Source organism: Streptomyces cirratus, assembly GCF_014650775.1.
Taxonomy (GTDB): Bacteria; Actinomycetota; Actinomycetes; order Streptomycetales; family Streptomycetaceae; genus Streptomyces; species Streptomyces cirratus.
Map to the genome: position 1 here is coordinate 22,731 of NZ_BMVP01000021.1, position 12,628 is coordinate 35,358.

Consider the following 12,628-nt stretch of genomic DNA (forward strand, 5'->3'; position numbering starts at 1 on the left):
TTGAGGCTCGGGACGGTTGGGGCGGTTCGGAATCAGAAGTTGCCGAGGCCGCCGCAGACGTTGAGGGCCTGCGAGGTGATGGAGGCGGCGGTGTCGGAGGCCAGGTAGCCGACGAGGCCGGCGACTTCCTCGGGGGTGGAGTACCGGCCGAGCGGGATCTTCGCCTGGAACTTCTCCAGGATGGCGTCCTCGGTGGAGGAGTAGGCGGCGGCGTACCCCTGCCGCACCCGCTGCGCCATGGGCGTCTCCACGTACCCCGGGCACACGGCGTTGACCGTGATGCCGGTGGGGGCGAGTTCGTTGCCGAGCGCCTTGGTGAAACCGACCACGCCGTGCTTGGAGGCGGAGTAGGGGGCGCCGAGCACGACACCCTGCTTGCCGGCGGTGGAGGCGATGTTGATGATGCGGCCGCGCTTCTTCTCGCGCAGGCCGCCGGTGGTCAGCGCCTCGCGGGTGACGCGGAAGACGCTGTTGAGGTTGGTGTCGATGACGTCGTGCCACAGTTCGTCGTCGATGTCCGCGGTGACTCCGCCGCCGGAGCGGCCCGCGTTGTTGACGACGACGTCGATGGGGCCGAAGCGGTCGACGGCGGCCTGGATCCAGGTGCGGACCTCGTCGGTGGAACGGACGTCGACCACGGCTCCGGCGACGTCGAGGCCCTCGTCCTGGAGCAGCTTGACGGTCGCGGCGACGTTGTCGGCGCTGCGGGCGCCGATGAACACCCGGTGGTCCTGGGCGGCGAGCAGCCGGGCGACGGCCAGGCCGATCCCGCTGGTGGCACCGGTGACGACGGCGACCTTCTTCCGGTCGTGATCCGACATGTGTCTGTTCTCCAAAATGAGCTGGGTGTATCCGGGTGGGGGCGGCGGCCGCCGCTGCCGGGACGGACGCGGCCGGCCGCCGTACCTGCGCGGTCCTACGCGGTCCTACGCGGTCCTACGCGGTCCTATGCGTCTTGCGCGCCCTACGCGTCGACGAGGGCGGCGGCGCGCAGGGTCTCGTTGACGGCCGCGATCAGCGCGCGGGGCGTGCTGTTGTCGGTGAAGACGTCGTCGTCGAGGGTGATCGCGAACTCGCGCTCGATCCGGCCGCCGGTCTCCAGCAGCGCCAGCGACTCGTAGCCCAGGGACTCGAAGTCGGTGTCGAGGATGTCGCCGTCGAGGTCGATCTCCTCGTCGGCGCCGGCGCCGTCCAGGAGGATGCGCTTGAGGTCGTCGAAGGTGAATTCGGTCTTGGCCACGGTGGGTCCCTTCATGGGTGGCTGGGTGTATCGGACGGATCCGGCGGGTCCGGCGGTGTGGCCGGGCGCCGGCTCGGGCGCCGTCAGTCGACGGCGCGGACGATGACGGCGGAGTTGAAGCCGCCGCGGCCGCGGGCGAGGACCACGGCCGTGCGCACCGAGGCGGTCCTCGGGCGTACGGCGACCAGGTCGAGGTCGTAGGCGGGCGACAGCTCCACGTTGGTGGTCGGCGGGATCAGGCCCTCCCGCATGGAGAGCACCGCCGAGACGACGTCCACGGGAGCCGCGCCCGCGCCCAGCCGTCCCGTCGTCGTCTTCGGCGCGGTGACCGGCACGCCGCGCGGTCCGAACACGCTGGTGATGGCCTCGGCTTCCTCGCGGTCGAGGCGCTTGGTGCCGGCGGCGTCGGCGAAGACCACGTCGACCTCGGCGGGGTGGCAGCCGGCGTCGGTGAGCGCGGTGTCGATGGCCCGGCGCAGGCCGGGTTCGCGCCCGCTGCCGGGCCGGGGGTCGAAGGTCGCCCCGTACCCGGCGAGTTCGCCGTAGACGGTGCGGGCGCCGCGGGAGCGGGCGCTGTCCTCGTCCTCCAGGACCAGCAGGGCGCCTCCCTCCCCCGCTACGTAGCCCGCCGCGTCCTCGTCGAAGGGCAGATAGGCGCGCTCGGGTTCGGCGCCGGCCGACATCATGCCGCCGGCGAGCTGGGCCGCCCAGCCCCAGGGGGAGACGGGGGCGTCGAAGCCGCCGGTGGCGGTCAGCCTGCCGCCGGCACGGATCTGGCGCCGGGCCTGCGCAAGGGCGTCGAGGCCGCCGGCGTGGTCGCTGACGACGACTCCCGAGGGCCCGGACAGACCGTGGCGGATGGAGATCTGTCCGCTGTTGGCGGCGTGGAACCAGGCGAAGGACTGGTAGGCGCTGACGTGCTTGGCGCCCCGGCCCCAGAGCTTGCGCAGCTCGTTGCCGCCGAACTCGACGCCGCCGGAGCCCGCCGCGGTGACCACGCCCATGCCGTACGGGTCGATGTCCCCCGGCGCCACCCCCGCGTCCGCGAAGGCGTGGTCGGCGGCGGCCAGCGCCAGCTGGGTGACCCGGTCGGTCTGCGGTACGAGCCGTCCGGGCAGGTGCTCCCTGGCGTCGAAGCCGTGGATCTCGCCCGCCAGGCGGGAGGGGTAGGAAGAGGCGTCGAAGCGGGTGACGGGGCCGATCGCGTTCTTCCCGACCCGGGTCGCCGCCCAGAAGTCCTCCACGCCGAGTCCGCTCGGGGCGGCCACCCCGATGCCCGTGACCAGGGTCCTGGCACTCATGCGGTCCTCCTGTCGGGGCGGGTCAGCACCATCGCGCTGTGGAACCCGCCGAATCCGCTGCCCACGGTGAGGACGGCGTCGGTGCGGTGCTCCCGCGCGTGGAGCGGGACGTAGTCGAGGTCGCACTCGGGGTCGGGAGTGCGCAGGTTGGCGGTGGGCGGCACCACGTGGTGCTTCATCGCGAGGACGGAGGCGGCGATCTCCATCGATCCGACCGACCCGAGCGAGTGCCCGATCATCGACTTGATGGAGCTCATCGGGATCCGGTGGGCGTGCTCGCCGAGGGCCAGCTTGTACGCGGCCGTCTCGTGGAGGTCGTTCTGCCGGGTGCCCGAGCCGTGCGCGCTGACGTAGTCGATGTCCGCGGGGTGCAGACGTGCCGCGTCCAGGGCGACCGTGACGGCCTCGGCCAGCTCGCGGCCGTCGGGGCGCAGGCCGGTCATGTGGAAGGCGCTGGAGCGGGCGGCGTGCCCGGCGATCTCCGCGTAGACGTGCGCGCCGCGCCGGCGTGCGGCCGTCAGCTCCTCCAGCACGAACACGGCGGCGCCCTCGCCCAGTACGAAACCCTTGCGGGAGGCGTCGAAGGGGCGGGAGGCGGTTCCCGGCTGGTCGTTGTACGTGGTCGTCGCCTTGATGGCGTCGAAGCAGGCCAGGGTGATCGGGCTGATCGGCGCGTCCGTGGCACCGGTGACCATCACGTCGGCGCTGCCCTCGCGGATCAGGTCCGCGGCGTGGGCGACCGAGTCGATCCCCGAGGTGCAGCCGGTGGAGACGGTGGTGACGGGGCCCTCCGCGCCGACGGCCCAGGCCACCTCGGCGGCGAAGGAGCTCGGCACGAAGTGGTCGTAGAGGCCGGGCGAGGCGTAGGTGTGGTCGACCAGGTCGAGCCGGCCGTCGTGGCTGACGGCGCGGTACTCGCGGTCGAGCGCGCCCGGGGCGCCGACGCCGGTGCCGAGGCTGACTCCGGTGCGGTGGGGGTCGAGCCCGGTGAGGGCCAGCCCGCTGTCGGCGAACGCCTCGCGGGCCGCCACCACGGCGAACTGTGCGGCGCGGTCCATGCGGCAGATCTCCCGCGGGGTCAGCCCGTGCGCCCGCGGGTCGAAGTCGGCTTCGGCCGCCACCCGGGAGCGGAAGCCCGAGGCGTCGAAGAGGGTGATCTCCCGCGTCGCGGTGCGCCCTTCGCTCAGCATGCGCCAGAAGGCCCCGGTGCCGGTGCCTCCCGGCGCCAGCACTCCGACCCCCGTGATCACTACCCGGCGAGCCACCGGTACGGCCCTCCCCTCGTGTCGGCGTGGCGGCTGCTCACTCGGACGCCGTCCAGTCGTAGAAGCGCGTGGCCATGGCGTCGGCGGGGGTGCGCCAGGTCGCCGGGTCGTACGGCTGGATGAACGGCAGCAGGTCGTGGCTGATCTTCATGAAGCGGGGGTCGTTGCGGGACTCCTGGATGCGCCGGCCGCCGTCGTCCTCCGCGAAGTCCTGGAGGTGGAAGTAGAGGCCCTTGTACATGAACAGCCGCCGGCGCAGGGTGCCCATCCGCTGGGGCATGTCGGTCTGGTCGAACTCGGTGAAGAGGCGGGCCACTTGCTCGCTGGACATGCTGTCCATCCGGGCCACGATCAGGTTGCTGTGCGTCATCTGGTCTCTCTCTTCCGTGCGTCGGGGAGCGGTTCAGGGGTGGTACAGGCGGATGAAGTCCGCGACGCCGTCGGCGATGAGCGCCTCGGCCTCGGCGCGCGGCACGGGCAGGGCGCCGAGGAAGGAGCGCTGGACGACACCGGAGGGGACCAGCAGGATGAAACGTTCCGCCGCCTGGTCGGCGTCGGGGATGTCGAGCAGTCCGCGGGCCGCGACGCCGCGCAGCCTGCGGGCCAGCTCGCCGCGTGCCTGGCGGGGGCCGGCCGCCTGCCACTTCTCGACGGCTTCGACCGGCAGCCGGGTCACCTCGGCGCTGACATGGCGCACGATCGCGAAGTGCTCGCGGAACGCCTCCAGCGGTGCCAGCCAGGCCCGGCCGAGCGCGATGAGGTCCTGCTCCAGGTCGGTGATCTCCGCCAGGCAGCTCTCGGCGACCTGCGCGAGGGCGGCCGCGACGGAGACGGAGCTGTCCAGCAGCACGCCCACCAGCAGCTGTTCGTGGTCGGGGAAGCACCGCCGTACGGCATCCAGCGGTACGCCCGCCTCGGCGGCCGTGGCCTCGGCGGTGCAGCGTCTCCAGCCCTCGCGGGCCAGCACGGTGCGGGCGGCCCTGACGACGGCGCGGCGCTCGTCGGCCGCTCCGTCCGGCGGCCGGGGGGTGCGCTCGAGGGTGGCCGACGTCGCTCGCGGCATGGCCATGTTCCGGGTTCCTCCTCGTGACGTGCTCGTCCGGCCGGCGGGTGCGCGGCCGGCCAGTGGTGCGGGGCGTCGTCAGGGAGTGCCGAACCAGCGTTCCAGCGCCATGGGCAGGTCGTGGTGGCTGCCGGGCGCCGCCCAGGCCACGTATCCGTCGGGGCGGATCAGCAGGGCCGTGGTGTCGCGCAGTTCCTCGTCCGCCGGGATGCCGCGCGGCGTGGCGGTGACGATGTCGACCCGGTCGGCCCAGGCCGCGGCGCGCTGCCGCAGCCGCGGGTTGTCCGCGAGGTCGAGGAGCACGCCGCGGGCGGGGTGGAGCAGCTCCGTGGTGGAGGCGGCGGCGTCCGGACCGGCCAGCTCCAGGCGCGGCATGCGCCGGCCCAGCAGCGGGTGGGTGCCCTTGCCGACGTCGTAGGCGATCTCCAGGCCGCTGACCATGGCGGCGAGGTGGCGCGCCACGTCCTCGTACGCCATGAGTTCCCCGAGCGTGTCGCGCAGCGGCTGTACCTCGGCGCCGCTCAGGAAGAGCAGTCCCTGGGCGCGGGTGTTCATCAGCAGCCGGCGGCCGACGGGGTGCCGCTCGCCGTGGTAGGTGTCGAGCAGGCCGGCCGGGGCGTCGCCGCGGACCACGGCGGCGAGTTTCCAGCCCAGGTTCACGGCGTCCTGGATGCCGGTGTTCATGCCCTGGCCGCCGGCGGGGAGGTGGATGTGCGCCGCGTCGCCGGCCAGCAGTACGCGGCCGCGCCGGTACTCGCCCGCCTGCCGGGCCGCGTCGCCGAAGGCGCTCACCCACACCGGCTCGGCGGCCGAGATGTCGTCGCCGGTCAGCCGCTGCCAGGCGGCCGCGACCTCCGCGAAGGGCGGCGGGCCCTCGCGGCGGCGCGGTGGTGTGCCGCGTTCGCAGACGATGATCCGGGTGATGCCGCCGGGCAGCGGTCCCACCATCACCATGCCGCCGGGCAGGGTCTCGCCGATCATGCGGGGCTTGAGGTCGACGCCCTTGATGTCGGCGAGGTACATCTCCGTCGTCGCCGACGTGCCGGGGAAGTCGAATCCGGCCGCCTTGCGTACGGTGCTGCGTCCGCCGTCGCAGCCCACCAGGTAGGCGGCGCGCAGGGTGTGCGTCCCGGCGGGGCCGCGCACCTCCACCTCGACGCCGTCGCCGTCGTCGCGTACGGAGAGCACCTCGTGGCCGCGCCGCAGGTCGGCCCCGAGGCCGGTGGCCCATTCCTCCAGGCGGGTCTCCGTGACCGACTGCGGCACCGCTTTGGCGGCGCGGCACGTCGTCTCGCCGAGCACGCCGAAGTCCAGCGGCAGACCGCCGAAGTGGCCGAGCGTGCTGGTCTCGATCTCGCCGAACCGGGCGAGGAGGCCGCGCTGGTCGAAGGTCTCCAGGGTGCGGGCGGTGAAGCCGAGGCCGCGGGATTCGCCCGTACGCCGTTCCAGCCGCTCCACAACGATGACGTCGACCCCCGCGAGCCGCAGTTCGCCGGCGAGCATCATTCCCGTGGGTCCCGCGCCGACGACGATGACCGGTGCGTCCATCACGTCTCCTTGAATTCGCCTCCGGAGACAGTGCACCGGATCTTGACTACAAGGTTCTTCGGATGCGAACGGGCATTCAATGGCGCTGGATTCAGGACTCGGTCAGGTTCCACAAGAGCCGGTCCACAGCCTCGGAGGACGGCCAAGAGCATGTCAAGGACAGGTCAGGGGCACGGCCCCGGACCCTGCGCGGGCGGTGTGGTCAGCGGCGTGCGGCGCGGCGGCTGAAGCAGGAACGGACGTCGTTCTCGTTGTAGTACGTGCGCCCCGCGCGGTTGCGGCGGCGCCACCGCTCCTCGCTCGCCAGCCGGTAGACGGTGCCCATCGGCACCTGCCACAGCTGCGCGATGTCGGCGCCGGCCAGCCAGCGTTCGGCGGGCGCGGCGGCGGCGCCCGTCGGCCGCCCGGAGTCGACGCGGTCCATGGAGTGGCTCAGCTCGCTCCACCGGTCGCTGGTCCAGCGGTGGGCCGGATCGGCGTCGCACGCGATCACGCGGCCGGCGTCGGGCTCGCCCGCGTGGGCGGCGAGGGCGAGGGCTCCGGCGCAGTCCGGTTCCGGGCAGGCGCCCAGCCGGATGCTGCGGGCGGGGTCGGGGAAGGCCGCGCGGCGTCCGGCCCGTACCAGGCGGGCCACCTCCTCGCTGGCGTCGGCCGCCGCCGGGTGCGCCGCGAGCCAGTCCGTGTGGCGTAGGAGGAAGGCGGTGAGGGCGGTCGCGGTACGGGGCGGCGCGGCCAGCCCGCGCTGCTGGGCGACCAGGCCGCTCCACGAGCCGAGGACGGAGACGATGCGCGCCCGTACGTCGGCGGCGGCGGCGTTGAACGGCAGGCCGGGCAGGTCGCCTCCGGTGGTGCGTTCGCGCAGGCTGCCGGGGGCGCCCCCGCCGAGCATCCGGCCGCACTCCTCGTGGAGGTGGGCCAGTTCGGCGAGTCCCGCGGCGAAGTGGTCCCGGCACTGGCGGCACAGCCGGGTGCCCGCGGACGTGCGCCGCCGGGCCTGCCCGCCGCGGCAGCCCTCGCCGTGGCAAAGAGCCGTCACCGTCATGTCGTTCCCCCTTCTGCGAGGCCCTGTCGTGGACCGGGCTCAGCCGTGGCCGAACCGGAAGCCGACGCCGCGGACCGTGATGATCCAGCCGGCGCCGATCTTGTTGCGCAACGTGCTGACGTGCGTGTCGACGGTCCGGCGCGACCAGGAGTCGCCCCAGACCTGCTCCATGAGGAGCTTGCGCGGGATGACGGTGCCGGGGTGGGAGGCCAGGAGGTAGAGCATGTCGAACTCCTTGCGGGTGGTCTCGACGGGCTCCCCGTCCAAGGTGACCTCCCGGGTCCCCGCGTCGATCCGCAGCGGTCCGGCGGTGATGGCGGCGGCCACCGGACGCGGCGGGCGCGCCCGGCGCATGACCGCTTCCATCCGGGCCATCAGCTCGCGGAACCCGTAGGGCTTGACGAGGTAGTCGTCCGCGCCGGCCTGGAGGCCGAGTACGCGGTCCAGTTCGCTGCCGCGCGCGGTCACCGCGATCACGGCGATCTCATGGGCGGAACGGATGCCCCGGCAGACCTCCAGCCCGTCCAGGTCCGGAAGTTCCAGGTCGAGCAGGACGAGGTCGGCGTCGGTGTAACTGCGCAGCGCCTCGCTGCCGGTTGCGACGATGTCGACCTCGTGCCCGTGGCGGCGCAGGCCGCGCGCCAGGGTCTCGGCCTCGACGGCGTTGCTCTCCACGATGAGAATGCGCCACAGCGCCGACTGGGCGGGTCCGCTCGCCTGCGTTCTCAGACCCTCCGCGAGGGAGAGCCCTCCGTTCACTCCTGCAGCGACCGTGTGAGGTTCCAGCACAGCCATGGAACGCTGGTTCATCTGCCCCCCGTCCTCAAGCTCTGTTGAGTCAACGTCAACGAACATACAAACCGCTTCGTCGGTTTGTCAAAGATCTGATTACCCCTCAAACCCTGGCGAGACACGCCACAAAGGGGTTAAACGGGGTGACGAGACAGGCAGGCTCCCGCGCGCTCCGCAGGTATCCGTCCCACCTTGCCGGAGCATGAAGCGCTGGACAATACCAACGAGACGGTTTAATAAGGGGGTAACTGTCATAGGAGCAAGCGTGATGAAACAGGAGCGCGCCCTCCGGACCCGCCAGGCACTGATCAAGTCGGCTGCCACGGTGTTCGGACGGCGCGGATACGCGGAGGCGACGCTGAACATGATCAGCGCGGGAGCGGGAGTGACCCCGGGCGCCTTGCACTTCCACTTCGAGAACAAGGCGGCCGTCGCGGCGGCCGTCGAAGCAGCGGCGGCCGGCTCCCTGCGCACGGTGGCCCGCGAGGTGTACGCGCGCCGGACCTCGGCCCTCCAGGCTCTCGCCGACAGCTCGCTGGCGCTCGCCCACGCGCTCCTGTCCGACGTGGTGGCCCGGGCGGGCTTCCAGCTCGGCCACGAGGTTCTCTACCCGACGGTGTACGACCTGCGCGAGGAATGGCACGCGTACGTGTACCGGCTGCTCAAGGAGGCGGACGCCGAGGACACGCTGCTGCCGGGCCTGTGCCGGCGGCACGCCGCCGCGATGGTGGTGGCGGCGACCATCGGCTTCGAGCTACTGGGCCGGGACGACCCCCAGTGGCTCTCCCGGCGCACCCTGACCGGCTTCTGGAACGTGGTGCTGCCCTGCCTGGCGGACCCGGAGGCGCTGCGCAAGCTGGACCTCTGAGGATCCTCGAAGGGCCCGTACAGGGTCGCTCGAGGTCTGGTCTCACACCGAGCGCAGGGTGCGGGCCGCCTCGCCCGCCGGCGGCCGCACCGGGCCCAGGACGGCCGCGCTCTGCCGCCCGAGCAGCCCGCGGACGTGGCGGCGTGCCGACGCCGGGTCCCCGCCCGGCCCCAGCACCCGCTCCAGTGCCCGCCCGTCCAGCAGGACGGAGTGCCGGGACACCACGGTGCACCCGGCCACCGGATCGGGCAGCACCGACCATTCGCCGGTGTGCGCGGCCAGCAAGGGGTGCGGCCGGGTCTGTTTGTGGACGATGCGTCCGGCCGCCGGGAAGCACACCCGTACCGACTCCGTGGTGTACGCGGAGCCGTCGCCGTCCACCTGGACGAGGGCTGCGCGCTGTACCCCGGGCCGCTCCTCGCTCACGTCGGCGCGCAGGACGTGCGGGACGCGGCCGGGCCAGGAGTCCACGCCGTACAGGAACTCCATGAGCTGCTCGCCCGATCCGGCTACCCGTACGCGGTCCTCGAAGGTCATCAGCAGCCCGTCGAGGGCCGTCCAGCACTCGGCCGCCGCCCTGAGTCCGTCCAGTGCGCCGCGCACGGCCCGTCCGGCGGCCGCGAGCGCCCGGTCCGTGGCCGCCGTCCGGGCTCCGCAGAGGGTGCTCTCCTGCTCCAGCGTCAGCCTCGACCAGCCGGGCGCCAGTGTGCTCACGCTCAGCTCGCCGGACACCGGGGCGAAGGGGGCCTGGGGATCCTCCCGGCGGAAGCCGGCCCGCAGCGCGCCGGCGTCGAGGGTCCGGCTCCAGCGCGAGGACGTCACGGCGCTCCCCTCGGGGGCGGACCACAGGCAGAACCTGTCCCGGTCCCCGTCGGCGTCCAGCGGCTCCACGTGCAGGGCGTGGGGCAGGAACAGCGGCCAGTGGGCGGTGTCGGCGACCAGTGCGTACAGGACACCGGCCGGGGCGGCGGCATCGACCGCACAAGACGTCCGGTGCTGCGCCGGCCCCACAGGCCGTACTGGCTTCAAAGACATCGGACACCTCCTCCAACGCTTGACGCAGACCTTGTCCCAAGCCGCCGGAATCGCGCTCGAACCCTGCCGGAGCCCCGCTGGAGGGTGGAGGTCAGACGGCGGCGCGTGCGCCGAGCACGCTGTTGACGAGGGCGAGGTAGCGCCTCGGGGTGTCGGCGAGTTCGAGCAGCTCGCCGTCGATGAGGATGTCGAACTTCCGCTCGATGTAGCCGGTGGTCTGCAGGACGGAGAGACAGTCGTAGCCGAGTTCCACCCAGTAGAGGTCGAGGGCGTCCTCGTTCAGTTCGACGCCTTCCTCCTCGCCTCCCCAGAACCGCAGGATGCGGGTCAGGCCGGTGAGTTCCAGCCGGTCCATGGCCTACCTTTCTCCTCCTGCGGGAGCGGTCCCCCCGCCCCCCTCGGCCCGGCGTGCCGGGCCGAGCAGAGTCTGGCCGGGCACGGTCGAGCCCTCCTCGAGCGCCCGTGCGGCGCTGCTTGAGCACCGCCGCCGGTGGGGCGACGGTCCGGCGGCGCCCGTCCTTCGGCGCCCGTCCTGCTTACGCCGCGTACAGATCGAAGGTCGAGCTGCGGCGCGGGCCCGCCGCCACGTCCAGGGCGGGGTCCACCCGCAGCATCGCCTGGTGCAGGCGCTGGAGCTGGTGCGAGGGCTCCACCCCGAGGTCGTCGATCAGCCGGGTGCGCAGCCTGCGGTAGACGTCCAGTGCGGTGGCCTGCCGGCCCGAGCGGTACAGGGCCACCATGGCCTGGGAGTGCAGGCCCTCGTGCTGTGGGTGACGGGCCATCAGTTCTGCGAGCTCGGCCAGCAGTTCGGTGTGCCGGCCCAGTCGCAGGTCCACGTCGATGCGCCGCTCGGTGGTCACCAGCCGGCTCTCCGCCAGCCGCAGCACCTCGATCTCCAGGACCGGTCCGACCCGTACGTCGACCAGCGCCGGCCCCTCCCACAGTGCGAGCGCCTTGCGCAGCAGCCCGGCGGCGCGCTCGTCGTCCCCGGCTTCGAAGGCGCTCTGGCCGTCGGCCACGAGGCGCTCGTACTCGTGGACGTCGACGCTCTCCGGCGGGATCTGGAGCAGGTAGCCGCCGTGCCGGGTGGTCAGTACGTCCTTGGCGGAGCCGGGACCCCCGGGGCCCATGGCCGTGCCGAGGCGCCGGCGCAGCTGGAGGATGTACGTCTGCAAGGTGGTGAGCGCGCTCTGCGGCGGTTCGGTGCCCCAGATCTCTTCCATCAGGGTGGGGATCGGCGCCACCCGCCCGGGGTGGAGCGCGAGGAGCGCCAGGATCTGGCGCGGCTTGCCCGCCGTAGGAACGATCGATCCCCCGTTGACTTCTGCGTTCAACGGTCCCAGAACCTGAATCTTCACGGTCTCCCGTCTCCCCTCCGGAATGGGTCGAGATGCTCACGGCTGTCAGCATTCGACGCGAGCACGGTAGCGGCGCGGTGTGCGATGTCCCCGAAATCTCCAGCCGCTGTCGAGCGGCGCTCCGAGAGCCGTGTGCCGGACCGTCAGCCCGCCGGGGCCGCAGGCCCGCCCGGGCCCGTCAGCCCGTCGGCCGTCAGCCCGCGGGGACCAGCCGCTTGCGCGCCGGACGCGCCGTCTCCTCCTGCGCGTCGGCGGCGTTCTCGGGGTCGGCCAGCAGGATCGAGCGCTGGAGTGCGCGCAGGGCGCCCGAGGGTTCGATGCCCAGCTCCTCGACGAGGTTGGTGCGCAGCCGCTGGTAGGCGGTGAGCGCCTCGCCGCGGCGCCCGGAGCGGTGCAGGGCCAGCATGAACTGGCCGTGGAGGTTCTCGTGGGTGCGGTAGCGGCTGGCCAGGACGGTCAGTTCGGCGAGCAGCTCGCGGTGCCGGCCGAGCCGCAGGTCCGCCTCGATGCGCCGGTCGAGGGCGCACAGCCGGGTCTCCTCAAGCCGCCAGGTCTCCATGTCCAGCTGGACGCCGCCCGCGACGTCCGCGAACGCGGGGCCGGACCACAGGGCCAGCGCCTCGCGCAGCAGCCGCGCCGCGGTGCGGTGGTCCCCGGTGTCCATGGCGCGGTAGCCGAGGCCCGCGAGCCGGTCGAACTCGCGGACGTCGCTGGTGCCGCCGTCGCTGTTCAGCTGGTAGCCCCCGGGCAGGGTGACGAGGACGTCCTTGGCCGTGCGCGTGCCGTCGCCGCCCCGTTCCAGGGCGGTGGTGATCAGCGACCGCAGCTGGAGCACGTACGTCTGCAAGGTGGTACGGGCGCTGCGCGGCGGCTCCCCGCCCCACAGCTCCTCGATCAGCGCGGTCACCGGGACCACCCGGTCGGCGTGCAGCGCGAGCAGGGCGAGGACCTGCCGGGGCTTGGCGGCGGTCGGGGTGATGGAGATGCCGTTCTCCCGTACCACCAGTGCGCCCAGTACTTCGATGTCCACGACGTGCTCCCCCTGCTTGGGTCCTGGATGCGTCCTTGAGTCCCGCTGGAATGAGGAAAAAACAGCATCGCCGGTTTGTCAATACC

General features: G+C 72.9%; 14 protein-coding genes. 1 reads left to right on the forward strand and 13 read right to left on the reverse strand.

The features are described 5' to 3' along the window. Positions 1–32: 32 nt before the first annotated feature. The 9 genes from fabG to IE207_RS30205 all read right to left on the reverse strand — a co-directional run bounded on the left by fabG (position 33) and on the right by IE207_RS30205 (position 8,269). The gene (gene fabG, locus IE207_RS30165; RefSeq protein ID WP_190187508.1) at positions 33–821 is read right to left on the reverse strand and encodes a 3-oxoacyl-ACP reductase FabG; all 789 of its coding nucleotides are present in this window, start codon (positions 819–821) and stop codon (positions 33–35) included. A 143-nt stretch (positions 822–964) separates the two neighbouring features. Beyond that, positions 965–1,255 carry an acyl carrier protein gene (locus IE207_RS30170; protein ID WP_229874153.1) on the reverse strand — a complete coding sequence of 97 codons (291 nt, stop codon included), beginning with the start codon at positions 1,253–1,255 and terminating at the stop codon, positions 965–967. Positions 1,256–1,323: 68 nt separating this feature from the next. Continuing rightward, a complete protein-coding gene (locus tag IE207_RS30175; protein WP_190187509.1) occupies positions 1,324–2,541 on the reverse strand; it encodes a ketosynthase chain-length factor in 1,218 nt (405 codons plus the stop codon). Continuing rightward, positions 2,538–3,806 (reverse strand): beta-ketoacyl-[acyl-carrier-protein] synthase family protein, encoded by a 1,269-nt coding sequence (locus IE207_RS30180; protein ID WP_190187510.1) that lies wholly within the window; start codon positions 3,804–3,806, stop codon positions 2,538–2,540. Before IE207_RS30180 ends, IE207_RS30175 begins: the two co-directional genes overlap by 4 nt. A 37-nt stretch (positions 3,807–3,843) precedes the next feature. Next, positions 3,844–4,176, reverse strand: a complete 333-nt coding sequence (locus IE207_RS30185) for a TcmI family type II polyketide cyclase (RefSeq protein WP_190187511.1) — start codon at positions 4,174–4,176, stop codon at positions 3,844–3,846. A 33-nt stretch (positions 4,177–4,209) separates the two neighbouring features. After that, positions 4,210–4,875 carry a TetR/AcrR family transcriptional regulator C-terminal domain-containing protein gene (locus IE207_RS30190; RefSeq protein ID WP_190187512.1) on the reverse strand — a complete coding sequence of 222 codons (666 nt, stop codon included), beginning with the start codon at positions 4,873–4,875 and terminating at the stop codon, positions 4,210–4,212. Between the two features lie 72 nt (positions 4,876–4,947). Then, entirely contained in the window at positions 4,948–6,417 is a 1,470-nt protein-coding gene (locus IE207_RS30195; RefSeq protein ID WP_190187513.1) for an FAD-dependent monooxygenase, read from the reverse strand. Between the two features lie 202 nt (positions 6,418–6,619). After that, the gene (locus tag IE207_RS30200) at positions 6,620–7,459 is read right to left on the reverse strand and encodes a hypothetical protein (RefSeq protein ID WP_190187557.1); all 840 of its coding nucleotides are present in this window, start codon (positions 7,457–7,459) and stop codon (positions 6,620–6,622) included. A gap of 39 nt (positions 7,460–7,498) precedes the next feature. Beyond that, positions 7,499–8,269 (reverse strand): response regulator transcription factor, encoded by a 771-nt coding sequence (locus IE207_RS30205; protein ID WP_190187514.1) that lies wholly within the window; start codon positions 8,267–8,269, stop codon positions 7,499–7,501. 250 nt (positions 8,270–8,519) lie between these two features. Between IE207_RS30205 and IE207_RS30210 the strand changes: the two genes are divergently transcribed. Continuing rightward, entirely contained in the window at positions 8,520–9,119 is a 600-nt protein-coding gene (locus tag IE207_RS30210) for a ScbR family autoregulator-binding transcription factor (RefSeq protein ID WP_229874154.1), read from the forward strand. Positions 9,120–9,161: 42 nt separating this feature from the next. Here IE207_RS30210 and IE207_RS30215 read toward each other — a convergent pair whose 3' ends face one another. The 4 genes from IE207_RS30215 to IE207_RS30230 all read right to left on the reverse strand — a co-directional run bounded on the left by IE207_RS30215 (position 9,162) and on the right by IE207_RS30230 (position 12,542). Further along, entirely contained in the window at positions 9,162–10,154 is a 993-nt protein-coding gene (locus IE207_RS30215; RefSeq protein ID WP_190187516.1) for an SRPBCC family protein, read from the reverse strand. A gap of 91 nt (positions 10,155–10,245) precedes the next feature. Next, positions 10,246–10,509, reverse strand: coding sequence for an actinorhodin polyketide synthase (locus tag IE207_RS30220; protein ID WP_190187517.1), 264 nt, complete (start codon positions 10,507–10,509; stop codon positions 10,246–10,248). A gap of 181 nt (positions 10,510–10,690) precedes the next feature. After that, on the reverse strand, positions 10,691–11,512 hold the full coding sequence (locus tag IE207_RS30225; protein ID WP_190187518.1) for an AfsR/SARP family transcriptional regulator: 822 nt from the start codon (positions 11,510–11,512) through the stop codon (positions 10,691–10,693). Positions 11,513–11,705: 193 nt separating this feature from the next. Further along, entirely contained in the window at positions 11,706–12,542 is an 837-nt protein-coding gene (locus IE207_RS30230; RefSeq protein WP_190187519.1) for an AfsR/SARP family transcriptional regulator, read from the reverse strand. Positions 12,543–12,628: the final 86 nt, after the last annotated feature.